General features: G+C 61.3%; 20 protein-coding genes. 12 read left to right on the top strand and 8 right to left on the bottom strand.

All coding sequences use genetic code 11. The features are described 5' to 3' along the window. Window positions 1-189: 189 nt before the first annotated feature. Window positions 190-1,395 carry an AAA family ATPase gene (locus CDQ92_RS00100; RefSeq protein ID WP_088438998.1) on the bottom strand — a complete coding sequence of 402 codons (1,206 nt, stop codon included), beginning with the start codon at window positions 1,393-1,395 and terminating at the stop codon, window positions 190-192. A 546-nt stretch (window positions 1,396-1,941) separates the two neighbouring features. Here CDQ92_RS00100 and CDQ92_RS00095 point away from each other — a divergent pair. The 5 genes from CDQ92_RS00095 to CDQ92_RS00075 all read left to right on the top strand — a co-directional run bounded on the left by CDQ92_RS00095 (window position 1,942) and on the right by CDQ92_RS00075 (window position 6,460). Then, window positions 1,942-3,246 carry a replication protein RepA gene (locus CDQ92_RS00095; RefSeq protein ID WP_088438996.1) on the top strand — a complete coding sequence of 435 codons (1,305 nt, stop codon included), beginning with the start codon at window positions 1,942-1,944 and terminating at the stop codon, window positions 3,244-3,246. 415 nt (window positions 3,247-3,661) lie between these two features. Further along, window positions 3,662-4,525, top strand: a complete 864-nt coding sequence (locus CDQ92_RS00090) for a DUF7146 domain-containing protein (protein ID WP_088438994.1) — start codon at window positions 3,662-3,664, stop codon at window positions 4,523-4,525. Window positions 4,526-4,713: 188 nt separating this feature from the next. Further along, on the top strand, window positions 4,714-5,673 hold the full coding sequence (locus CDQ92_RS00085) for a nucleotidyltransferase (protein ID WP_088438992.1): 960 nt from the start codon (window positions 4,714-4,716) through the stop codon (window positions 5,671-5,673). 167 nt (window positions 5,674-5,840) lie between these two features. Continuing rightward, window positions 5,841-6,113 carry a type II toxin-antitoxin system Phd/YefM family antitoxin gene (locus CDQ92_RS00080; protein WP_088438990.1) on the top strand — a complete coding sequence of 91 codons (273 nt, stop codon included), beginning with the start codon at window positions 5,841-5,843 and terminating at the stop codon, window positions 6,111-6,113. Then, the gene (locus tag CDQ92_RS00075) at window positions 6,110-6,460 is read left to right on the top strand and encodes a type II toxin-antitoxin system RelE/ParE family toxin (RefSeq protein WP_088438988.1); all 351 of its coding nucleotides are present in this window, start codon (window positions 6,110-6,112) and stop codon (window positions 6,458-6,460) included. Before CDQ92_RS00080 ends, CDQ92_RS00075 begins: the two co-directional genes overlap by 4 nt. Here CDQ92_RS00075 and CDQ92_RS21925 read toward each other — a convergent pair. After that, on the bottom strand, window positions 6,384-6,740 hold the full coding sequence (locus CDQ92_RS21925) for a transposase (RefSeq protein ID WP_201792015.1): 357 nt from the start codon (window positions 6,738-6,740) through the stop codon (window positions 6,384-6,386). The two genes, CDQ92_RS00075 and CDQ92_RS21925, sit on opposite strands and share 77 nt — an antisense overlap. Between CDQ92_RS21925 and CDQ92_RS00065 the strand changes: the two genes are divergently transcribed. Continuing rightward, window positions 6,701-7,204, top strand: coding sequence for a toprim domain-containing protein (locus CDQ92_RS00065; RefSeq protein WP_229667596.1), 504 nt, complete (start codon window positions 6,701-6,703; stop codon window positions 7,202-7,204). The two genes, CDQ92_RS21925 and CDQ92_RS00065, sit on opposite strands and share 40 nt — an antisense overlap. A gap of 117 nt (window positions 7,205-7,321) precedes the next feature. Here CDQ92_RS00065 and CDQ92_RS00060 read toward each other — a convergent pair whose 3' ends face one another. From CDQ92_RS00060 to CDQ92_RS00050, 3 genes are all read right to left on the bottom strand, one after another. After that, window positions 7,322-7,870 carry a GNAT family N-acetyltransferase gene (locus tag CDQ92_RS00060; RefSeq protein WP_088438984.1) on the bottom strand — a complete coding sequence of 183 codons (549 nt, stop codon included), beginning with the start codon at window positions 7,868-7,870 and terminating at the stop codon, window positions 7,322-7,324. Beyond that, window positions 7,867-8,175 (bottom strand): type II toxin-antitoxin system TacA family antitoxin, encoded by a 309-nt coding sequence (locus CDQ92_RS00055; protein WP_088438982.1) that lies wholly within the window; start codon window positions 8,173-8,175, stop codon window positions 7,867-7,869. Before CDQ92_RS00055 ends, CDQ92_RS00060 begins: the two co-directional genes overlap by 4 nt. Before the next feature lie 92 nt (window positions 8,176-8,267). Further along, a complete protein-coding gene (locus CDQ92_RS00050; RefSeq protein WP_088438980.1) occupies window positions 8,268-8,990 on the bottom strand; it encodes an antitoxin Xre/MbcA/ParS-like domain-containing protein in 723 nt (240 codons plus the stop codon). A gap of 189 nt (window positions 8,991-9,179) precedes the next feature. Here CDQ92_RS00050 and CDQ92_RS00045 point away from each other — a divergent pair, with 189 nt between their 5' ends. After that, window positions 9,180-13,400, top strand: coding sequence for a strawberry notch family protein (locus CDQ92_RS00045; protein ID WP_088438978.1), 4,221 nt, complete (start codon window positions 9,180-9,182; stop codon window positions 13,398-13,400). A gap of 72 nt (window positions 13,401-13,472) precedes the next feature. Here the strand turns inward: CDQ92_RS00045 and CDQ92_RS00040 are convergent, their stop codons facing one another. The 3 genes from CDQ92_RS00040 to CDQ92_RS00030 form a co-directional block, all read right to left on the bottom strand. Beyond that, window positions 13,473-13,718, bottom strand: coding sequence for a type II toxin-antitoxin system RelE/ParE family toxin (locus CDQ92_RS00040; protein ID WP_229667597.1), 246 nt, complete (start codon window positions 13,716-13,718; stop codon window positions 13,473-13,475). 2 nt (window positions 13,719-13,720) lie between these two features. Further along, complete coding sequence (locus CDQ92_RS00035; protein WP_088438976.1) at window positions 13,721-13,966, bottom strand: type II toxin-antitoxin system ParD family antitoxin; 246 nt, start codon at window positions 13,964-13,966, stop codon at window positions 13,721-13,723. Between the two features lie 161 nt (window positions 13,967-14,127). Beyond that, a complete protein-coding gene (locus CDQ92_RS00030; protein WP_088438974.1) occupies window positions 14,128-14,334 on the bottom strand; it encodes a hypothetical protein in 207 nt (68 codons plus the stop codon). Between the two features lie 221 nt (window positions 14,335-14,555). Between CDQ92_RS00030 and CDQ92_RS00025 the strand changes: the two genes are divergently transcribed. The 5 genes from CDQ92_RS00025 to CDQ92_RS00005 form a co-directional block, all read left to right on the top strand. Continuing rightward, window positions 14,556-16,664 carry a ParB/RepB/Spo0J family partition protein gene (locus tag CDQ92_RS00025; RefSeq protein ID WP_088438972.1) on the top strand — a complete coding sequence of 703 codons (2,109 nt, stop codon included), beginning with the start codon at window positions 14,556-14,558 and terminating at the stop codon, window positions 16,662-16,664. Between the two features lie 159 nt (window positions 16,665-16,823). Next, window positions 16,824-17,096 (top strand): AbrB/MazE/SpoVT family DNA-binding domain-containing protein, encoded by a 273-nt coding sequence (locus CDQ92_RS00020; protein WP_088438970.1) that lies wholly within the window; start codon window positions 16,824-16,826, stop codon window positions 17,094-17,096. After that, window positions 17,083-17,472 carry a type II toxin-antitoxin system VapC family toxin gene (locus CDQ92_RS00015; protein WP_088438968.1) on the top strand — a complete coding sequence of 130 codons (390 nt, stop codon included), beginning with the start codon at window positions 17,083-17,085 and terminating at the stop codon, window positions 17,470-17,472. Before CDQ92_RS00020 ends, CDQ92_RS00015 begins: the two co-directional genes overlap by 14 nt. Before the next feature lie 475 nt (window positions 17,473-17,947). Next, window positions 17,948-20,023, top strand: a complete 2,076-nt coding sequence (locus tag CDQ92_RS00010; RefSeq protein ID WP_088438966.1) for a TonB-dependent receptor — start codon at window positions 17,948-17,950, stop codon at window positions 20,021-20,023. Between the two features lie 371 nt (window positions 20,024-20,394). Beyond that, the coding region (locus tag CDQ92_RS00005; protein ID WP_229667598.1) for a pilus assembly protein TadG-related protein at window positions 20,395-20,776 on the top strand (382 nt) is incomplete at its 3' end.

The raw sequence follows: 20,776 nt of genomic DNA, 5'->3' as shown, positions 1-20,776 counted from the left end.
TAGTTGCCACGTGGCAACCCGTCACTCAACTGCCGATGTCCCTACCCGCTTGCGTCTCAGTTGCCACGTGGCAACTGACTTAGCCTACGCCACTTTATCCGGATGTACACGCTGAAAACTTCTGTCATGTCGCATAGTTAGCTCTTTGAATTTCAACGTTTTCTTGTCCAGTTGCCACGTGGCAACGCGTTAGCGATGGGCCTTGGCTTTGCTGTCCCAGCTGCGCAACACTTCCATCTCGATATCGTGGCAAACCTCTGTCAGTAGCCGCACACTGCGGTTGTGAACTTCGTGCGACGTTACCGGGCGTTCGAGCTCGAAAACCGTCTTCATACGCGAACTTGCGTTGTCGATTTCGGCGCTTGTCCGCAGTACCGAATTGATCATTGATCCGCCGAAGACCTGCCGCATCATCGAGAGGATTTCGCGATGCATCGACTTGCTTTCGTCGACGCGGCTCGCGACGATCTTGATGAAATTATAGGCGGGCTTCGCCCTCCCCCCAAGCTTCTCCAATTGCGCCATGGTCGTCCGCGCCATGTCGATGAAGGACACCGTCGATGCAAAGTCGATCACGCTCGGCGGCATGGGTATCACCATCGCGTTGGCCGCCTGCAGAACGGCCATCGACACCATCCCCAAGGCGGGCGGCGGATCCATGATGACCACGTCATAATCATCGACGACGTCGTCGATCGCGTGGGAAATCATGTCGATAATGTCGAAGTTCTGGTTCTGCGCGAGATAGCCCGCGATCTCATACTCGAGATTATAAAGTTTCAGGTTCGCCGGGATCAGCTCGAGTCCATGAAAATGCGTCTTGCGGACGATTTTGCGGACACCCAGCAGCTCCGGGTTGTGGAAATGCCCGTAGAGCGTGTCGTCCTCGCTGAGATCGACATCTGGCCGATAGCCGAACATCATCGTCGTGCTCGCCTGACTGTCGCAATCGATCAGGAGGACCCGGTAGCCCCGGATCGCAAAATGCTGGGCCGCGTGAAGGGCGATAGTGGTCTTCGCGACACCGCCCTTGAAGTTCGAGATCGAGATAATCGCCGGAGTATCGCTGGCAGCCCGCCACGGGCGTGTGCCGAACACCTCCCGCATCTGGTCCAGCTCTTCGAGCGTATATTGCAGCCGATGGCCCGATGCCGTGCGACCGCGCCCGGGAAGCCGGCCGTCCCGTTCTGCCTCACGGATCGCCGAGGCTGTCCGCCCCACGAGGGCCGCCGCCTTGGAGATGGGGAAGGTGGGTCCCTTCTTGGTTCCCGTCTCGGGATCGAGAGCGCCATCGCGAATCCGCTTCAGGATCGTCAGCGCCTTGCGATGGAGGGTACCGAGATCATCGCTGAAGAGCTCATCAGCCTGGCTGTCTTGAGTAGGTTCTGTTGCCATGTCCGCCACATCTTGTGAAGTTGAAGGCCTCGCTTAGCCCTCTTGGCAGTTTCGAGCAAGAATTGACCACCAAGCTTCCAACTTGACCGATGATCTCCGAGCAGTTTACTCGTCCGGCCGGTAGAAGTCCGTCCAGCCACGACACATCATACCGATGATCTGGGAGCCGTTCGACTGTTAGCGATCGCATTGAACCGCTCGTCCAAACCGCCCATTTTCAATGGCTGTCGGCGGACCGATGATCTCGGTGCAAACCGATGATATTGGTGCGTTTTTCCGATGATCTCGGTGCGAATGGACCGATGATCTCGGAGCCCATACCTATAGCTACAGAATCCCTATAAAAATCCGATTCGCGAATCGCTTTTGAACAATTTTTGGAGAAGGGGAGGGCGAGGGCAAGGAACGGCTCCGACATCATCGGTGGTTTTGGAGGTTTCACCCCGGGAATGCCGGCAAAACTGCCAAAACCCTTGCGCTGAGTACCCAAACCTGTTGATACATCGGGCCGTGGAGCGACTCCGGGAGTCGGATAAGGGCAAAACCATGAGTGGGGATACATCGAGGCCGATCGGACACCAATATGCGCTGGCCATGCTCGATGGCGGCCCGGAAAAGGTCCGTTCGGTTGCCTTGGCTGCCGGATCGCAGTTGACGATGGATGCCTTTCTTCGCGTCCATGATGAAGAACCCGTTCCTGCATTTCTCCACTCCGCACTCTGCGCCATGTCGCTTCCCACCAAGCGACCCAAGGACGATACGCTCCCGATCGTGCGCGAGGATGGCCGCTACGCGCTCGCCATCAATCCGCGGCCTGTCCTTCAGGTGGTCGATGGCAAGTCGGTCATGAAGAGCTTGGGGGTCCCCTATGGGGCTTATCCACGGGTCGCGCTGATTTATCTCCTCTCGCAGGCCGTCTCGAAGCAATCCCGGGATGTATATCTGGGACGGAACTTCACCGAGTGGATGCGCCGCCTTGGCTACCAGAGCATTTCGTACGGACCCCGAGGCACAGCCAATTTGATGCGCGAACAGGTCGATCGCCTGCTGGCGTGCGAATGGCAGATTCGCTGGGATGGGCATGAGACGGGCGACAATGCATTCGCCGTTCGCGACGTGAAGATTTCAAACGAATATGCGGGATCGCTCGACAAGAACGGCGCTTTTGCGCGCGAGATACGCATGTCGGAGGCGTTTTACAGCCATCTCGTCGATCATGCCGTACCATTGAACGAAGTCGCGATCCGCGAACTCAAGGGCACGCCGACCGCTCTCGATCTTTATACCTATCTTGCTTACCGCTTGCCGCGGATCACGAGCGACAGGGGGCAGATCATCTCCTGGGATCAGCTTGCAAAGCATCTCGGCAACGAAGCGGACAGCAAGCGATTCCGGCAGACGGTCCGGGAAACGATGCAAATCGTGTCCGCGGTGTACCCGAACGCCAATGTGGATCTTTCGGGACGGAAGGTCGTGCTTCATCCCTCGCATGCGCCGCTCGAGAGAAAGCTTGTCGGCCCGCACCTGCGACTCGTTGGATCCGATACCGCTCAAACGGCACCGAGATCATCGGTCGCGAAACAGGCGCGAAAGTCAGCAGAAAATACGAAGTCCAGGGAGCCGCTGTTCGAGTTCCCGTCGGGCTCATTGAACTATGGCACCCGGGAAGCCGAATTCAGAGCGATCGGCCTCGACAAGGGAAGACCTTGGGCGGTCGATACGATGGCTGATGCATTTCGCGCCGGCTTTCCGGATATCAAGCGGCACCGGACCCAAGCTGAATGGCTTCGCGTGTGGGAAGCTTTTGTAATTCGCTATGCCGAGCGACGACAGGCGAATGGTAACGATTGACCGATGATGTCCGAGCCGATGCGCTGCTTGAACCCGATTGGCGGCGGCGCGGCGCGTCATAGCGACGCCAGACAAGAGCTTCTGCCGCGCTCCTCCCGAACGACCCTTCATACGCCAATGCTGTTCCCCCAATCGGACAGGATGAACGAGCGACGCTCGCAAGGCGACAAAGTGCCAGACGTTCCTCGCGAGGTATCTTCAACCAGCACCCTCATAACCTGGCGACGGAATTCCCGGCAAATCGGTCTCGCTTCCGGCCTGCGGCTGCCCGCCACACGTCACGGTAAATGGCCTGCTCATATCGCCCCCAAAAGGACAGGATAGGGACGGCGGATAGCACTGCGCCCCAAAAGGGAACACGGGCAACTGGGGAAGGAAAGGGGAGAGGGATCGCAAAGGCAGAAAGGACCGTATCATGGCTCTCACTGCTCACCCTCCCACTCAGGACCTCATCAACCTCGTCGGCACCCTCGGAGGAACCTGGCACGGCCGAACGGCGATGTGCCTGTGCCCTGCCCATGCCGACAAGAACCCGAGCCTTGCGTTGCGGCAGGGCGACCGGGGCATTCTCGTCACCTGCTTCGCCGGTTGTGAACGCTCGGACGTCCTCCGTGAACTCGCCCGCGTTCCGGTGGGTGCCCAATATCGCTATGAGGACAAGCCCTCGACAGGCACGGGCAACGCAGAGCGCCTCTGGACCGAGGCGCGGCCGGTCGACGAGACTCTCGCAGCCCGCTATCTGGCCTCGCGTCACCTGCTGCCCGTTCCTCACGACGTGCGCTTCCATCCCAGATGCCCATATCGTCCCCGGCCGTGGACGCTCTTCCTGCCGGCATTGCTCGTCGCAGTCCGTGAAGGACCAAGACTGACAGCCATTCAGCGCATCTTCCTCGACACGCAAACCACGTCGTACCGCATGAAGCTAATGCTCGGCAGGCCCGCGCGCGGCGCATGGCAGGGGGAGGGGGGCGGGCAGGGGACACTCGCGCTTGCCGAGGGCTTCGAAACGGCGCGGGCCTTCACGATCCTCAACGAGATACCCTGCTGGGCCACGATGGGCGCGCGCCGCTTCGACCAGATCCAGTTGCCATCATCGATCGAGCGCCTGATCCTCGCGATCGACAATGATGCGGAGGGGCGGCGCGGGGCTACCAAAGCGGAAGAGCGCTATGCGCGTCCAGGGCTTTCGATCGAGCGCATGCTCCCCCGAGATGGTTTTAAGGATTGGGCGAAGGTCCTGGAAACTGGCGAGCGGCGGTTTATGAAGCCGTCGCTCTGAAGCTCCAGTGTCTCATTCGGCGAAGCCGACTGATCGCATATCGCGACTGTAGCGGAAGCGTCCCGCTACTCACGGTTCGTCGGGAGGGCTGGCAAAGTTTGGCGCGGCCCTTCGATCGTCTTGAAGCGCGACAGTGCTCGCAGCAAACCCATTGCCTAGCGCCGCACCCTCATGCAGGTAGCAGCGTCATGCGTTCCGACATATCCCATCTTCCCGCGAAGAATCAGCGCGAACTCGAACAGATTGTCCGCGCGATTTTCGAGGAGTTCGAAGACGCGCACAAGCTCGCCAGTGGCGATCGCAAGGCGGGCCGGATCCTGAAGGTCATTCTCTACGGGTCGATCGCGCGCGGCGAAGGCATCTATGAGCCGCAGACGGCCAAGGGCTATGTGTCCGACTACGACATCCTCGTCATCGTCAACCAGGACGAGCTCGCCGAGACGGAGCACTGGACCCATCTCGAGGACAGATTCAGCCGCGACCATGTCATCCTCGGCCGGCTGCGCCACCCGGTCAGCCTGATCGTCCACACGCTTCAGCAGGTGAACAACAATCTGGCGGAAGGGCGTTTCTTCTTTCTCGACGTCGTCAAGGACGGTATCGCGCTCTACCAGGCCGACGACGGCGAGCTTGCGACGCCGAAGCCGAAACGGCCCGCCGACGCGTTCAAGCTGGCGCGCGAATATTATGAGGAATGGTTCCCGAGTGCGGGCGCTTTTTACAAGATGTTTGAGCTCGCGCTTGCCGAGGGCACAAGTCAGGTCTTTCTCAAGAATGCGGCGTTCCAACTCCATCAAACGACCGAGCGACTCTACCACACGCTACTGCTGACCTGTACGTTCTACACTTCGCACAGCCATAATATCGAGAACCTCCGCAAGCAGGGGCGGAGGATCGATGCGCGTTTGGTCTTTGTCTGGCCCGATGACACGAAAGATGCCCGTCGGCGCTTCAGCCTCCTCAAGGAGGCCTATGTGAAGGCGCGTTATTCCAAGCACTACCGGATCGAGGCCGACGATCTCGCCTGGCTTGGCGAACGCGTCCAGGAACTCAGCGCGATCGTTCAGCAGGTGTGCGCCGAACATCTGGCCGCGCTGGAGCGCGCGGTCTCCGGCGAGAAAGAAAAGCCCACACCATCGGCTCCGTAGGGACGAGACATGGAACGCAGATTTGGCGGCGCCTGGATCTCGCCATGACCTGCGGCTTGGCCCATATGGATGAGCAAATTGGTCCTTGAGGATCGCAAGGCATTTCGAGCCTTGCCGATTATACCGCGTGGACCTATATTTAGTCTAAATTCAGTCCGGAGATCAATATGGGCCTTGAAACACGCATCAAGCCTATCAGCTATTTGAAGGCCCATAGCGCCGAAGTGATCCGCGATTTGGGCGAAGGCGCCCCGCCGCTCATCATCACACAGAATGGCGAAGCCAAAGCGGTCATTCAGGATGTCGCCAGCTATGCTGCAACCCAGGAGTTGCTCGCTCTCCTCAAGCTGCTGGCGATGGCGCGCGACGATATGACGGCTGGTCGCGTTCAACCGCTATTGGGCTTGAAGGAGCGCATTCGTAAACGCGCTGCGCAATGAGCCGCCAACAGCCGGTACAGATTATACTCGCCGCGGAGGCCGAAGGCGACCTGCAAGCAATTTACAATCAACGTCTTGCACAGCGCGGAGCGGAAGGGCTTGATGGCGCCGAAGCTTTGCTCGATCGTCTTTTTGACGCGATTGCAAGCTTGGCTGATTTCCCGCTGAAGGGGCCGATTCCGCCCGAACTGCTAGCCATCGGAATTGCAGATTGGCGGCAGCTCTCGTTGCCGCCGTATCGCATCATCTATACCGTAGCGGCCGATGTAGTTACCATCGCGATTGTCGCAGATGGTCGCAGGGATTTCGCAAGCCTCTTGGAGCGGCGTCTATTGCAAAAGACCTAGCAACGGAGTCTATTTGACTGGCTCGGGCGCCATGAGTAGCCGTTTTGAGGACGGCGTTCGCGATGATGACGAGCCTGCGTGCAACAGCAATGATGACGAGTTTGTGCGGCTTTCCACGTTTTTTGAGACGTTTGGCGATAGGCATCAGCATCTGATTGTGAGAGGCTGCGGCGAGCGCAGCCTGGAACAGCACCTGTCGCAGCGCCCGCCGCCCTCCGACGATTGTTCTTCTACCACGCCTTGTTCCGCTATCGTGCGGCACCGGAGCAAGGCCGGCCATGGACGCTCTTCCTGCCCGCAATGCTCGTAGCGGTTCGGGAAGGTCGGCGGCTGACTGCCATTCAGCGCATCTTCCTCGACGCACAAACCGCGTCGTACCGCATGAAACTTATGCTCGGCAGGCGCGCGCGCGGCGCATGGCAGGGGGAGGGGGGCGGGCAGGGGACACTCGCGATTGCCGAGGGCTTCGAAACGGCGCGGGCCTTCACGATCTTGAACGATATCCCGTGTTGGGCCACGCTCGGCGCGCGCCGCTTCGACCAGATCCAGCGGTCGTCATCGATCGAGCGCCTCATCCTCGCGATTGGCAATGATGCTGCAGGGCGGCGCGGCGCGACCAAGGCCGAAGAGCGCTACGCACGCCCAGGGCTTTCAATCGAGCGCATGCCCCCGAAGGAGAGCCTCAAGGATTGGGCGAAGGTTCTGGAAACTGGCGAGCGGCGTAATCTCAAGCCGACGCTCTGAAGCTCCAGCGCCTCGTTCGCCGTAGCTGACCAGCAGGAAATATACAGCAACGCCTGAAGCAATCACGAGACAAGGGGGTCCAATCGCCTTCTATCCGGCTCCACCCGCCGGAAAGGGCTATTGCGCGATAAGGGCTTCCACGTCGGCGACCGGTAGAAACATTCGCAGGGCGTTTGCCGGGAGCGAATTGAAGCCATAGCCCATATAGAGTCGCCTCCGCCGCTCGACGAGCTCTGCATCACCGCAGTCGAGCACATCGAGCAGAATCATGCGAATGCCGACTGCGCGCGCCGCAAGTGCAATGCGTTTGAGGCAATCAACTAACAGATCGCCGCCGAAACCTTGGCCTTGCGATTGCTTGTCAACACCGATCATGGAAATATAGGCCGCCGGAATTTGACCATGGCTCGGCCGGTTACGCGCAAAACGATCCGGGAGCTTCGAAAAGTGAACCGAATGGGCGTTGATTGCGGTGAATCCGATCACCTGGCCGGACGAGCCAACCATGCAATGAACCCTCACATTGTCGCTCTTCGCCAGTTTGTTGGCTGTCTTCCTGAAATAATTGTCGACCTGCTCGATGCCGCAGGAAAATGCCCCTCGATCATGCTTTGATGGATCGAGGGGCTCTATGATGTACTTCGTACCCGCCGGCTCTACGGTCACCTGCTGACGATCGCCTCTTCGTGCCGGGTGAAGGCGGCGCGCAGCTTCTCCGTCGGCGCAGGGTCGCGATCTAACGCAGCAAAGAATGCCTCATGATCGGCAGGCTCAAGGAGTGTATGCTCGTGAGCCGCAATCGTCAGCATCGCAGCCTGATAGGCGGCGTTCATCGTGAAGACGGAATCGTCCACGCCAGAAAGCGCCGCCGCCTTCTGAATCGTTTCCTTTATGCGCGGCTTGGTCCGGAACGACATGCGTTCGGTACTGCGCTCATCCACCTTGCCGATCTCGTCATGGTAGGCCTGCATGGCTACCTCCTATCTATGTGAGCTATCTTGTACGCCTCAACGGCGTACAATGCAACATAGTGTACGCCGCCTAGGCGCCGATGCTTCCCCAGTCATGGACTGCTGAAAACCGTCCGCGCCGCGTCCGCCACGTCCTGGCGACGATCCAGCTTCAACAGATCGATCGGCCGCTTCTCGCCGAGCAAAGGGCTCTGTTGAACGAGCCAAAGCCACGCGCGCCTCGGATTGCCCGCGATTTCCAGCACATCGCTGATCCCTTGCACGGGCCGTCCGTCAACGAACTGCTCGAGCGGGAACGCATGTTTGCGCGCGCCCGACAGAAGCGCGATGACTTCGCCTCGCTTCTGCCAGTCGTGCAGGGTCGATCGGGCGATACCCTGTTCATGCAGCATGGTTGATCCGGCCACCGGACCAGCCCAATCCTCGAGCGATCCCTCGGTCACATAGCCCGCGAGCCGGCGGCGTCCTTCATCGAGGTCGACAAGCTCACCAAAGCCCGAACCCTTTCGAGCTTCCGTCTGAGCAGGCGCCGGTATCCGGATTGCTGTCGCCGGTCTCTCTTCGCGCGCGAACGCGGCGATCATGGTCGCAACATCTGCACTCTTGCCCTTGAGGCGCTTTTGCTGGGCCGCGGGCAGCCCGATGACCGCAGCGGCAACGGCGGCGACGATCTGCGCGGTGTTCGCGACGGCTTCCTTGGCGAGCCCGGACTGGCGACCAAGCACCTCGGTCACTTCGCTCGCCACCAATCGACGAACACCCGCATCTGCATTTCGGACCTGCGCTACCATCGCGATCACTCCTTCCCGGTCCATATAGGCCGTTGTGCCTACATTGTCCAGATTGTCCGATATATCCGGAATGTGCGGGCCGCTATATGCTGACCAGGTCCTCGCTTCAACGCAAGCGAACCCGCCCGACGGACAAACGAGCCTGAAGCAGGAGAGGGAAGGGGGATCTGGGCTGAGGCTGCCGACAGGGCAGTCAGTCCGGAGACCCCCATCATGTCCGATCTATTCGACGCGCCGATCGCTGCCGAAATCCGTGCAGCCGCCCTCATCGCCGCCCGCCTGAAATCCGGTGGCCCGATTTCCCGGGCCGACCTCAATACGGCGATGACCGAAGCCTTCCATGGCACCGACGCCGATGGCCTGTGGACCCAGCGCCAGAGTTTCGAGCTCCTCGAACTCGCGCTCGTTCACCACCTCCAGGCCGCACCCTATCCGCTGCGCGTTCTCGACGATGCGCATGCCGCTTGCGATCTGCTCGACCGCTTGCCGACGCAGACCGTCCGCAGCGAGAGCCAGATCGAATGGCAGCAATTCTCGACGCCGGTCGATCTTGCGGCCATCGCGGTCCTCCTCGCGAACATCCAGGGTGACGACGTCATCCTCGAGCCGAGCGCCGGAAACGGCCTTCTAGTCGCCCAGTGCGGCGCCCACGCAGAACTCCAGCTCAACGAATATGCCCCCAAACGCCGCGCCCGGCTGGTCCACGCGTTTCCCGGCGCCCAGGTAACCGGGCACGACGGTGCCACGATCAATTCCACGCTGGCCGATGCGGCAAGGCCGACGTTGATCCTGATGAACCCGCCATTTTCGCGGTCCGTTGGTCTGGGCGCGGACGCCCATGCAGCCGTCCGCCACCTCCAGGCAGCTCTTCGGCGCCTCAGCCCGGGCGGCCGCCTCGTCGCGATCATGCCCGACTGGTTCGGCCCCAATGCACGGATGCGCGACCTCTTCGAGACCAGCTTGCGCGACGTCCAGCTCCGTACCTCCGTCCGTCTAGAAAAATGCTATCTGAAACATGGCACCTCGATCGCCGTCCGCCTCTACGTCATCGACAAGGTGCCCGGCGGTGCGATCCCGGCCACAATCCAGCGGTCTTCCATCCGGGAGCTGATCGGTGCCCTGGCGATACCCGCGCGCGCCGCGCTGGTGATGGCGCCGGCGGCACCCCCGCGCCGGTCGGCAAACCCTTCGCTGTTCCGCGCCATGAAGAGCCGCCCGCCAAGGCCACGGCCCTTTCATGCGCCCATACGCAACAATGTCCTGCCGGTCGCTTATTCGGCGCTCGCGACGCCCGCCCCGCTGCTCGAACAGGTTGGTGTCTATCTCCCCTATCGACCGAGCCGCATCGTATTCGACGCCGCTGGCGAGCATCCGACCGCGCTCGTCGAATCCGTCGCGATGGGCTCGATCGCCGCGCCGGTCCCCGACTATGTGCCGCACCTGCCCGAGCGGACGGTCAGCGAGCGCTTGCTCTCCGCGTCACAGCTCGAAACGGTCGTCTATGCGGGCCACGCCTGGTCGCATTACCTTCCGGGCACATTCAGTCCCAGCAAGGAAGGCGTCGGCCTCGAGGCGGCTGAAGACGGGCGCGCTTATCGAAAGGGCTATTTCCTCGGCGACGGTACCGGTGCGGGCAAGGGCCGCCAGATCGCCGCCTGCATCCTCGACAGCTGGCTCCAGGGACGCCGCCGCAACATCTGGATCTCGAAGAACGAGGCGCTACTCGAAGACGCGCGGCGCGACTGGACCGCGCTCGGGGGCCTTGCGGCCGACATCCAGCCCCTGGCGAACTGGACGATCGACAAACCCATCCCCCTCGAACAGGGCGTCCTGTTCGTCACCTATCCAACGCTCCGATCCGTCCGCGGCGACCATAGCCGGCTCCAACAAATCCTCGACTGGGCCGGCCCGGACTTCGAAGGGATCATCGCCTTCGACGAAGCCCATGAGATGGGCGGGGCCGCCGGCGGCGAAGGAGCGCTCGGCCGGAAGGAGGGATCGCAACAAGGCGTTTGCGGTGTCCTCCTCCAGAACCATCTGCCGGGCGCGCGCGTCCTCTATGCCTCGGCCACTGGCGCATCGGACGTCAACAATCTCGCTTACGCGGTCCGGCTTGGCCTTTGGGGGCCGGGAACGGCCTTTGACGATCGCGAACAGTTCATCGCGGGCATTCGCAAGGGCGGCATCGCGGCCATGGAACTCGTCGCCCGCGACCTGAAGGCGCTCGGCCTCTACACCTCTCGGGCGCTCAGCTTCGCCGGCGTCGAATATGAGATCCTGCTCCACGCGCTGACCACCGAGCAGATTGCGATCTACGATAGCTATGCTGACGCCTGGTCGATCATCCACCGCAACATGGAACGGGCGCTCGAACTGACCGCCATTGTCGATGGCCTCGAGAACGCCACGCTCAACAGCGGCGCCAAGGCCGCGGCGCGCTCCCGCTTCGAATCCGCAAAGCAGCGCTTCTTCGGCCAGCTTCTTCTCAGCATGAAGCTGCCGACAGTGATCGCGGCGGTCCGTCACCACCTCGGCGAGGGCAAATCGGTCGTTCTCCAGCTCGTCACGACCGCGGAATCGATCCTCAATCGCCGGCTCGCCGAACTGAGCCCCGAGGAACGGGCTGACCTCGAAATCGATCTCTCGCCGCGGGAATATGTGATCGACTATCTGGAGCGCGCCTTTCCCACGCGCCAGATGCGGTTCTTTACCGACGACACGGGTACGCCGCGCTCGGTCCCCATGCTCGACGATGACGGACAGCCCGTCTACAATCCCGAAGCGGAAACCGCCCGCGCCGAACTCATCGAGCGGCTTTGCGCGCTGCCGCCGATCATGTCGGCGCTCGACGCACTCCTCGGACATTTCGGGCACGACAATGTCGCCGAGGTGACGGGGCGCACCAAGCGGCTCGTCACCGCGGGCGATGGCCGCCAGAAGCTCGAATCCCGCTCGGCGCGCACCAGCCAGGCCGAGGCCGCCGCCTTTATGGCCGGGCGCAAGCGCGTCCTGATCTTCTCGGACGCGGGCGGCACGGGACGGAGCTACCACGCCTCGCTCGACGCGGTGAACCAGGAGCAACGTGTCCATCTGCTGCTCGAGCCGGGCTGGCGTGCCGATCGCGCGATCCAGGGACTGGGTCGGACACACCGGACGCACCAGGCGTCGACCCCGCTGTTCCGGCCCGTCACGACCGATTGCAAGGGCGAGCTCCGCTTCACCAGCACGATCGCGCGGCGCCTAGACACCCTTGGGGCGCTGACGCGGGGTCAGCGCCAGACCGGAGGGCAGGGGCTTTTCGATCCCGCCGATAATCTCGAGAGCGAATATGCGTGCAGCGCTCTTCTGAGCTGGTTCCACCTCCTCGCCGCCGGAAAGCTCGCGAGTACCAATTTGGACGACTTCCAGAATCGGACCGGCCTCGAACTCGTCGACAAGGACGGCGTCATGAAGGACGAGATGCCGCCGATCCAGCGCTGGCTGAACCGGATCCTGGCGCTACCGATCGCGTTGCAGAATAGCATCTTCGAGGAATTCCTCTCGCTCACCGAAACCCGTGTGGCGGCGGCGCGGGACGCGGGTCGCCTCGATGTCGGCGTGGAAACCATCCTTGTCGATACGGCGCGGCTGGTCGACGATGTCGTTCTGCGCACCGATCCCGGGACGGGGGCAACCTCGCACCTCCTGACGATCGAGATCGAGCGCCGCCGCAATCCCGTCTCGCTTGAGCGGATCATGCGGATTGCCGAGGGCGACCAGAGCGCGGCGTTCATGATCAACCGGAAGTCGGGCAAGGCGGCGCTCCGGACGCAGGCCCGCTCGCTCATGGAGGAGAAGGAAGGCACGCCGATCCCGCGGGTCGAACTCATGCGGCCCTCGCGCAACGACTATATGCGCTCGGCCGACCTGTTCGAGTCCTCATGGGAGGAGATCGACCGGGCAACCTTTGGCGCCCTCTGGACCCAGGAGGCGGAGGTTTTGCGGCAAAAGGTCGACACCGAGACGCTGCGCCTCGCGACCGGGCTGCTCCTTCCGATATGGTCCGCCCTTCCGAGCGACCATCTCGCGGTCAACCGGATCGTCGATGGTGAAGGGCGATCCTGGCTCGGGCGCCTCGTCTTCGACGATCATGTGCTTAGGCTTTTCTCGGCGCTCGGAATCGATCGCAAGGAGACCCTGCCTGCTTCCGCGATCGCTAAGGCGGTTGCTGCCGGGCGCAGTATCGACGTCACCCATCCGTTTCCGCTCACAATCAGGAGGAGCATCGTCAACGGCTCCCAGCGTATCGAGCTCGTCGGCTTTCCAGCCGACCGGCTTGCATGGCTGAAGGCGGCGGGGTGTTTCACCGAAGTGATCCAGTATCGCACGCGGGTCTTCGTCCCCGTAGCGGTGGCCGAGGCTATTCTGGCGACTGTCCTGGAGGCGACTACATGACCGCCGCGGAGGTGCGCTAGGCTTCGTCCATCTCGGAGAGCCAATCCTCGCGCGCATGACGGACGCGCAATATCAGCACGTTGTCGTTCGGCCCAGTTCGTAGACGACGGGATGAGCTTTGTAGGGATAGATGCGGACGGGCGACCGGATTTCCTCACGCTCGCGCGCCGCGCGGGGATATTCTCCAAGAAAATTGAAGGTCGCCTCTAGCCCATCGTGATATCCGTCGGCCTGTGCCGGCCCGAACCTTTCGAGCCCGTATAAGTAAATCGCGACTAGATCATCGCTGGCAGCACGCGTCAGCTGATACGATGGCACGCCTATGACTGCGCGCGTGCTTGTTCGAGCGCTCGAGTGCGGATGTCCGCCATGGATTCAGTGCTGACTCCGCTGCTCCGCGCCTCGTCAACCAAACGCTGCATATTGGCAATCTTTCCCGCCCGTTCCTGATCGCGACGGATAAGATCTCGCACATAATCGCTAGCATTGCTGTAGCGCCCCGTGTCGGCTTGGCCTTCGACCCAACGCTTCATCGGATCCGGCAAAGAGATGTTCATTGTCGCCATGGGCGCTTCGCTCCTTTTGGCAATCTTTATAAGAAAATTGGCAAAGATTGTTAAGTTGCGCACCGCCCGGAATTACCGGATCAGTTCTGATCGGGCTAGCGAGGTCTCATCACTCTGAGACCTCAAACGGCTGACTGAATTCGTGACCCGCAGCGGCGGGCTTAGTTCGCAGGCGCAAATTGCCGATCGAGGAGATCCTGAGCCGCCCGCTCTCCGGCGCTGGGCGGCATCATTGCTGGAAGTGCCACGGTGACGATCCAGAAGGCCATCAATCCGAGGAACACGCCGACCGCGATCTTCAATACATCCTGCATGATACCGACATCCTTCCCGACCCCGACCAGATAATCTCTCAGGCCCGGCGGCATGGCGGCCGGGACAAAACACGGTCAGCCTAATCGCCGGGCGCGGCATGATCGAGCCCATATCCGGTCCAGAATGGCAGTCGGGCAAGCTGCGACCCCGAGCGGAGACGATGCTGCCATGGGCGATCCCGACGGCGGCATCAGGCGTCGCGGGCGCCACAAAAAGGGGAGGGGGAGGGGAGCCGGTGTCCGGGCTGTTCCGGACGCCAGAAGGACTTCATCCGATGACCATTACGGTAAAGCTTTCAAAGCTTGCGCTTTCTCCAATCAACGTACGCTCTCGCCCCGAAGAGCTCCTCGAAATTCCCCAGCTTGCGGCTGATATCGAAGCGCGCGGCATCCTCCAGAACCTGCTCGTCAATCCGGTCAAGAAGCCGCGCGGCTCGTTCGAAGTGTTCGACGGCGGTCGCCGTCTCCGCGCCCTGATGAAGCTCGTTCAGGACGGTGTCATCGTTGCCGAGAGCTATGACGTCCCCGTCAAGGTTCTGACCGGCGACGTAGCGACGCTCTCTGAGACGTCGACCGCGGCGAACTTCCATCAATTGAAGATGACGCCTGCGGAGGAATGCCGGGCGTTCCAATATTTCATCGGTCTCAAGGGCGATATCGACGGAGTCGCCAAGCGCTTCGGCGTGACCCGCCGTTTCGTGGAAGGGCGCCTGCGCCTCGCCACCCTGGCCGAACCGATCTTCGATGCTCTGAGCGAGGGCGGGATCACGCTCGATATCGCCAAGGCCTATGCGTCCACCGAGAATCAGGCGAAGCAGCTGCACGTCTGGGAAGCCTATGGCGGGAACTACAGCAATGCCGATACGATCCGCCGGGTTATCGCCAGCGAGACGATGAAATCGACCGACTCGGTCGCCATTCTCGTCGGCGAGGACCGCTATGTTGCGGCCGGCGGCAAAATCGATCCCGACCTGTTCAGCGAGGATGGCGACAAATGGGTCGATCCGGAAATCGCGCAGCGGCTCGCGGCCGAGATCATGCAGGCCGAGGCCAAGCGCGTGGGTGAAGAGCTCGGGCTTGGCTGGATCAGGCCGATCGCATCGAACTATACCCACAACGCCGCGGCCGGCCTTTATCGCGTCATCTTGCCGCAGCCCGAGCCGACCACCGAGCAGGTCGCGCGGCTCGAGGAGATCGATGCGCGCCAATCCGAAATCTCGATCGAGATGGACGACGAAAGCCTGACGGACGATGCCTATCAGGCGCTCGATCGCGAGCATGACGCGCTCAGCGACGAGATCCGCGCGATCCACGACACGACGCCTGTGCTTCCGGAGGTACTCAAGCCCCAGGTCGGTCTGTTCCTCAAACTGACGATTAAGGGTGAGATGCAGCTCGACACGGCCTACTATAGCGAGCAGCCTGTGAAGGTCCCCGGGGATCGCGAGGACGAGGACGGTGCGGACGGCGATCGGGAGGGCGACGATCGGTCGACCGGCGGGACGAGCGGCAAACCCGCAGCGCCTCCCGCTCCGGAAACGGTGGCGCCAGGCGGCAAGCCGCTCAGCGCGCGCCTCTTCGACGAACTCTCGATGCAGCGGCGCGATGTCCTTGCGGCGACGCTTCTTGGCCACCCGGGTCTGGCGCTCGACTATGCCTTGTTCGTGATGATCGACGATCGTCACAGCTCGTTCAGCGCCTATGGCTCGACGATCCGCGCCCGCTCGCCGCAGGATCCCGTCTCCGGTCAGCAGCCCGAGACACGTGCGCGGGTGTATCTCGCCGAAGCGCATGAGGGCTTGGATGCGGCCTGGACCGAGCACAAGTCGGAGGTCGACCGCTTCGAGGCCTTCCGGGCGCTCGACGATGACAGCAAGGCCAACTGGCTCGCCTATATCGTCGCGCGATCCTTTGAGGCGAAGCCCAGCTACCGCGCCGAGCATTGCGCGCTCCACAACCGTCTCGCGACGATCATGGAGGTCGACGTGGCAAGCTGGTGGCGGCCGACGTCCGAGAACTACTTCGACCGCATCAGCAAGGGCTCGATCTTGGCGCTCCTTGCCGATGTCGGCGGCGCGGCGCTCACGGCGCGGCACGCCACGATGAAGAAGTCGGAGATTTCGAGCTCCTGCGAGAAGCTGTTCGCCGGCGAGGCGATCGTCGAGCCGGAGGCCAGGGACGCGGCGATCGCCTGGATCCCAGACACGATGCGGTTCCTCGATACCGTCACGGCGGATGACGCCGAAGCAGACGTCGATGACCAGAGCGGCGTGATCGAGCCGGCGGACACCGAGGCCGATGAAGCGGCCAATGACGACGAGGCCGTCGACGAACCTGCCGGAGACGAGGCCCTCGAGGAGGATCGGGGCGAACTCGCCGCCTGACGCGGAGCTCTCTCCTGGATGCCTGGCCGTCGGCGCACACAGCGCCGGCGGCATTTTTATGATACCACTGCTTTATGGCTGGCCTGCGCGGCGAGTGGCTTGCGCCGGAAGCTGGCGCATACTATGTCTTACCTTTGTCTTACATAGGAGGTTCCTGCAATGGCGGCGGCCGAAAAATTGACGACAACCGTTTCGACGAAGGGGCAGGTGATTCTTCCAAAGGCGATTCGGCAACAGTGGCATTGGGACGCGGGCACCAAGCTCGTCGTTGAAAACACGAAAGATGGTGTCCTGCTAAAGGCCGCGCCTTGTTTTGCCACCACCAATATCGACTCCGTGTTCGGATCGCTTCCCTTCGCGGGGAAATCGAAATCGATAGCGGAGATGGATGCAGCCATTGTCGCTGAGGCTCGCCGTCGTGCGCGCGATTGACACGAATATCATCGTCCGATTTCTGACGCGCGACGACAAGGATCAAGCGAAAAAGGCCCATGCCATCATTGGTGATGGAGATTTGTTCATCGCAACCTCTGTCATGCTTGAGAGCGAATGGGTTCTACGAAGTGCCTACGGTTTTTCGTCTTCTGAGATAACGAGTGCGCTTCGCTCCGTCGCTGGCCTTCCAGGAATCATTCTGGAAGACGCGCTGCTTCTTGCGCAAGCGCTTGAATGGACGGACCTGGGGATGGACTTTGCAGACGCCTTGCATCTGGCTCGCGCCAGGGATTGCGACGCTTTCTTCACCTTTGACAAGCGATTGGCAAAGGCGGCGGGTTTGGTCAGCGATACGAAAGTGATTGTGCCCTAAAGGCCTCCCGAAGAATTTCAGTATTGGTTTCGAATACCGTCATTCCCGCGTTCCCGGGGACACTTATGTTATAACTCGCTGGAAGCCGTCATTTGAGCACTCCTGCCGACTAGAGGATCGACTGCCTTCGCTTGATCCTTGCCTTTCTGACTTACCCTGCAAGCGTTTGAAAGCGGACGTTGATAATTGTGACGGGAAGTTCGCCGAAGTGTCCGGGAGCACGTCAGAGCGTCGTCGGTTCGCCGGTAGCAGTTTGGGACTATCTCCGCGAGCAGAAGCGCGGTGACGGGATGCCCCCCGGGAGCATCAACCATCATGAAAGCGTGAAATCCAGCCGCCAGGCGATGGCGATCGGGGGAGTGCGCGGCCGTATTTAGCCGTTAGCACCCCATTTTCCTCACTGCTGCTTAATATTGCTAATCAATCGCATTATCTGTAGAGGCGCGCGATAATCGCTACTCTCAGGGGGAAGTTCATGAAATCCAGATTGCTATTGTCGGCTGCCATGCTTGCGTTTCCAATCGCCGCTATGGCGGCCGAAGCCGAGTCGGACGACAGCCGCACGATCATCGTCACCGGCAAGGCGGATGGCTATCTCGCGGAAAATTCGGTCACGGCGACCAAGACCGATACACCGCTGCTCGATGTGCCGCAGTCGATCTCCGTCGTGACCCGCGAGCGACTCGACGATCAGGCGCCGCGCAGCATGGCCGATGTCCTGCGCTATGTGCCGGGCACCACCATCGGTCAGGGTGAGGGCAATCGCGACCAGATCACGCTGCGCGGCCAGAATACGACCGCCGACTTCTTCATCGATGGCGTGCGCGACGACGTCCAATATTATCGCGGCCTCTATAACATCGAGCGCGTCGAGATCCTCAAGGGGCCCTTCGCGCTGATCTTCGGGCGCGGCGGTAGCGGCGGCATCATCAACCGCGTGCAAAAGACACCGTCGGCCGATGCGCTGGCGATTGGCGGCACGGCCAGCGTCAACAGCTTCGGCGCGTGGGATGTCTCGGCGGACATCAATGCGCCGGTCAGCGGCAATGCCTCGCTGCGTCTCAATGCCAATTACGAGAGCCTCGACAGCCACCGCGATTTCTTCGACGGCGAGCGCTACGCGATCAATCCCTACTTCGCGGTCGATCTGGGCCGATGGAATCTGGGCCTGTCCTATGAATATGTGAACGACGATCGCGTCACCGATCGCGGCGTGCCGTCGATCGCGACCGTGGCAGGCCAGCCCAATCGCCCGATCACCGGCTATCGCGATACCTTCTTCGGCACGCCCGGCGTCAATCGCGCCGGCCTGGAAGCGCATATCGTCAAGGCCCGGCTCGATGGCGAACTGGCCGAAAACCTGAATTGGTCGACCACGCTGCTCTATGGCGACTATGACAAATATTATACCAATGTGTTCGCCAATGGCGCCGCCACCGGGCAGAGCGGCACCGTCGCTCTGTCGAGCTATACCGATCCGACGACGCGCGAGAATTTCATCGCCCAGAGCAATTTAGTGTGGGATGTGAATTTCGGATCGATCGGCAACAAGATTCTGCTCGGCCTCGAATATGGCGATCAGGATTCCACCAACCAGCGCCGGAACGGAACGCTGTCGAGCAGCACGCTCAACCTCGCCAATATCGTCTATCCGACGGTCCGCTTTGGCGCGCTCGCCCGGAACACCGAGTCCGACGTGCAATTCTTCTCGGCCTATGCGCAAGACCAGATCAGCTTCGGTGCGCATGTCGATCTGGTGGTCGGCCTGCGCTACGACCGGTTCAAGATCAAGGGCACCGATCTGATCGGCACGCCGCGCCCCTTCGCGCGCACCGACGAGAAGGTTTCCCCGCGCATCGGCCTGATCCTGAAGCCGCGCGACTATATCTCGGTCTACGGCAGTTACAGCAAGTCCTTCCTGCCGCGCTCGGGCGACCAGTTCCTGACGATGTCGGCGACCCAGCAGAATCTCGCGCCCGAGAGCTTCACCAACTATGAAGTCGGTGCCAAGTGGGACATCCGACCCGATCTCAATGCCACGCTCGCGCTGTTTCAACTTGACCGCACCAATGCGACGACCCCCGATCCGAACAATGTCACCGCGACGATCAACGTTGGCGCGACGCGGACCAAGGGCGCCGAACTGGTGCTGACCGGTCGGATCACGTCCAATTGGCAAGTGAGCGGCGGCTATACCTATCAGGATGCACATCTTCGCGGGAACGGCTTTGTCCGGTCGGCGCAGGTTCCAAAGCACCAGTTCGCCTTGTGGAATCGCTATGACTTTAACAGCAACGTCGGTGCCGGCATCGGCGTGATCCATCAGTCGAGCCAGTTCGCCACAATCCGGACATCCGCAACCACCACCCGCTTGCCTGCCTTTACCCGCGTGGACGCCGCGCTGTTCTTCAAGGCGAACGAGCGGATCGAGCTCCAGGTCAACGTCGAGAACCTGCTCGACGAGACCTATTTCTCCGACGCGCACAACAACAATAACATCACGCCCGGCGCGCCGATCAACGCGCGCTTTACTGCTCGCGTGAAGTTCTGACGGCTAGCCGAGAGGGCGGGAGTGCCTTGCGCTCCCGCCCTCGACGCACCGTGGTTGACCAAATGCCCGTCCGCAGGCCGAATTGCAGTGCAGCGCCATGAAGGCAGAGCCGGTTCAGCAGTTTAACCCCGCCCGTTGCTTCACCTGCGCTTATGCGCGACAACACCCCTCTGTCTCTGGTTGCAGCTGGATGAAAGATAGGGGTCACGTCACTCCATCGAAAGACGGGGGCCGCCGCCCAAAAATTCTAAAATATCGGTATTCCCGTGCACCATCCTATGGCAGCAGACCGACCTGAGATCGATAGCTGGATGTGAATAATTTCTTAACCTGATCCGCGTAGCTTCTCACGCTTAGGTAGGGAGGCGCCCATGTTCGCGAGATGCAAAAACGTCTTGATCCGGAAGGCCAAGGCTGCAGCGTCGACCAAAATTCTACAAAATCAGCGCGGCGGAACTTTGCTGCTGACCGCGCTCAGCATGTCGGGTCTTGTCGGTGCGACCGGGCTTGCGGTCGATGTCGCCCAATGGTTCTTGTGGAAGCGGGAACTGCAGTATGCTGTCGATCAGGCCGCCGTCTCGGGGGCCTATTCTTTGAGCAAAGACGCCCAGGGAAAATGGCGTGAGCGCGCGCTGTCAGAATTTAATGGGAATCGTCAGATTGTCACATTCAATAGCTCGCCACACATCCGGATTGCGAATTTTGGCGATAACCAAAATAACAGTGTAATCGTTGAAGTAAAAGCATCGCGCA

The organism is Sphingopyxis bauzanensis, assembly GCF_002205675.1.
GTDB classification, from domain to species: Bacteria; Pseudomonadota; Alphaproteobacteria; order Sphingomonadales; family Sphingomonadaceae; genus Sphingopyxis; species Sphingopyxis bauzanensis.
The sequence above is the reverse complement of the archived record's forward strand: the minus strand, read 5'-3'. Positions and strand labels throughout refer to the sequence as shown.

Bases quoted from the DNA above. Each gene is read 5' to 3' on its own strand.
- CDQ92_RS00100 (WP_088438998.1), bottom strand. From the start codon at position 1,395: ATGGCAACAGAACCTACTCAAGACAGCCAGGCTGATGAGCTCTTCAGC.
- CDQ92_RS00095 (WP_088438996.1), top strand. From the start codon at position 1,942: ATGAGTGGGGATACATCGAGGCCGATCGGACACCAATATGCGCTGGCC.
- CDQ92_RS00090 (WP_088438994.1), top strand. From the start codon at position 3,662: ATGGCTCTCACTGCTCACCCTCCCACTCAGGACCTCATCAACCTCGTC.
- CDQ92_RS00085 (WP_088438992.1), top strand. From the start codon at position 4,714: ATGCGTTCCGACATATCCCATCTTCCCGCGAAGAATCAGCGCGAACTC.
- CDQ92_RS00080 (WP_088438990.1), top strand. From the start codon at position 5,841: ATGGGCCTTGAAACACGCATCAAGCCTATCAGCTATTTGAAGGCCCAT.
- CDQ92_RS00075 (WP_088438988.1), top strand. From the start codon at position 6,110: ATGAGCCGCCAACAGCCGGTACAGATTATACTCGCCGCGGAGGCCGAA.
- CDQ92_RS21925 (WP_201792015.1), bottom strand. From the start codon at position 6,740: ATGGCCGGCCTTGCTCCGGTGCCGCACGATAGCGGAACAAGGCGTGGT.
- CDQ92_RS00055 (WP_088438982.1), bottom strand. From the start codon at position 8,175: ATGCAGGCCTACCATGACGAGATCGGCAAGGTGGATGAGCGCAGTACC.
- CDQ92_RS00050 (WP_088438980.1), bottom strand. From the start codon at position 8,990: ATGGACCGGGAAGGAGTGATCGCGATGGTAGCGCAGGTCCGAAATGCA.
- CDQ92_RS00045 (WP_088438978.1), top strand. From the start codon at position 9,180: ATGTCCGATCTATTCGACGCGCCGATCGCTGCCGAAATCCGTGCAGCC.
- CDQ92_RS00035 (WP_088438976.1), bottom strand. From the start codon at position 13,966: ATGGCGACAATGAACATCTCTTTGCCGGATCCGATGAAGCGTTGGGTC.
- CDQ92_RS00030 (WP_088438974.1), bottom strand. From the start codon at position 14,334: ATGCCGCCGGGCCTGAGAGATTATCTGGTCGGGGTCGGGAAGGATGTC.
- CDQ92_RS00025 (WP_088438972.1), top strand. From the start codon at position 14,556: ATGACCATTACGGTAAAGCTTTCAAAGCTTGCGCTTTCTCCAATCAAC.
- CDQ92_RS00020 (WP_088438970.1), top strand. From the start codon at position 16,824: ATGGCGGCGGCCGAAAAATTGACGACAACCGTTTCGACGAAGGGGCAG.
- CDQ92_RS00010 (WP_088438966.1), top strand. From the start codon at position 17,948: ATGAAATCCAGATTGCTATTGTCGGCTGCCATGCTTGCGTTTCCAATC.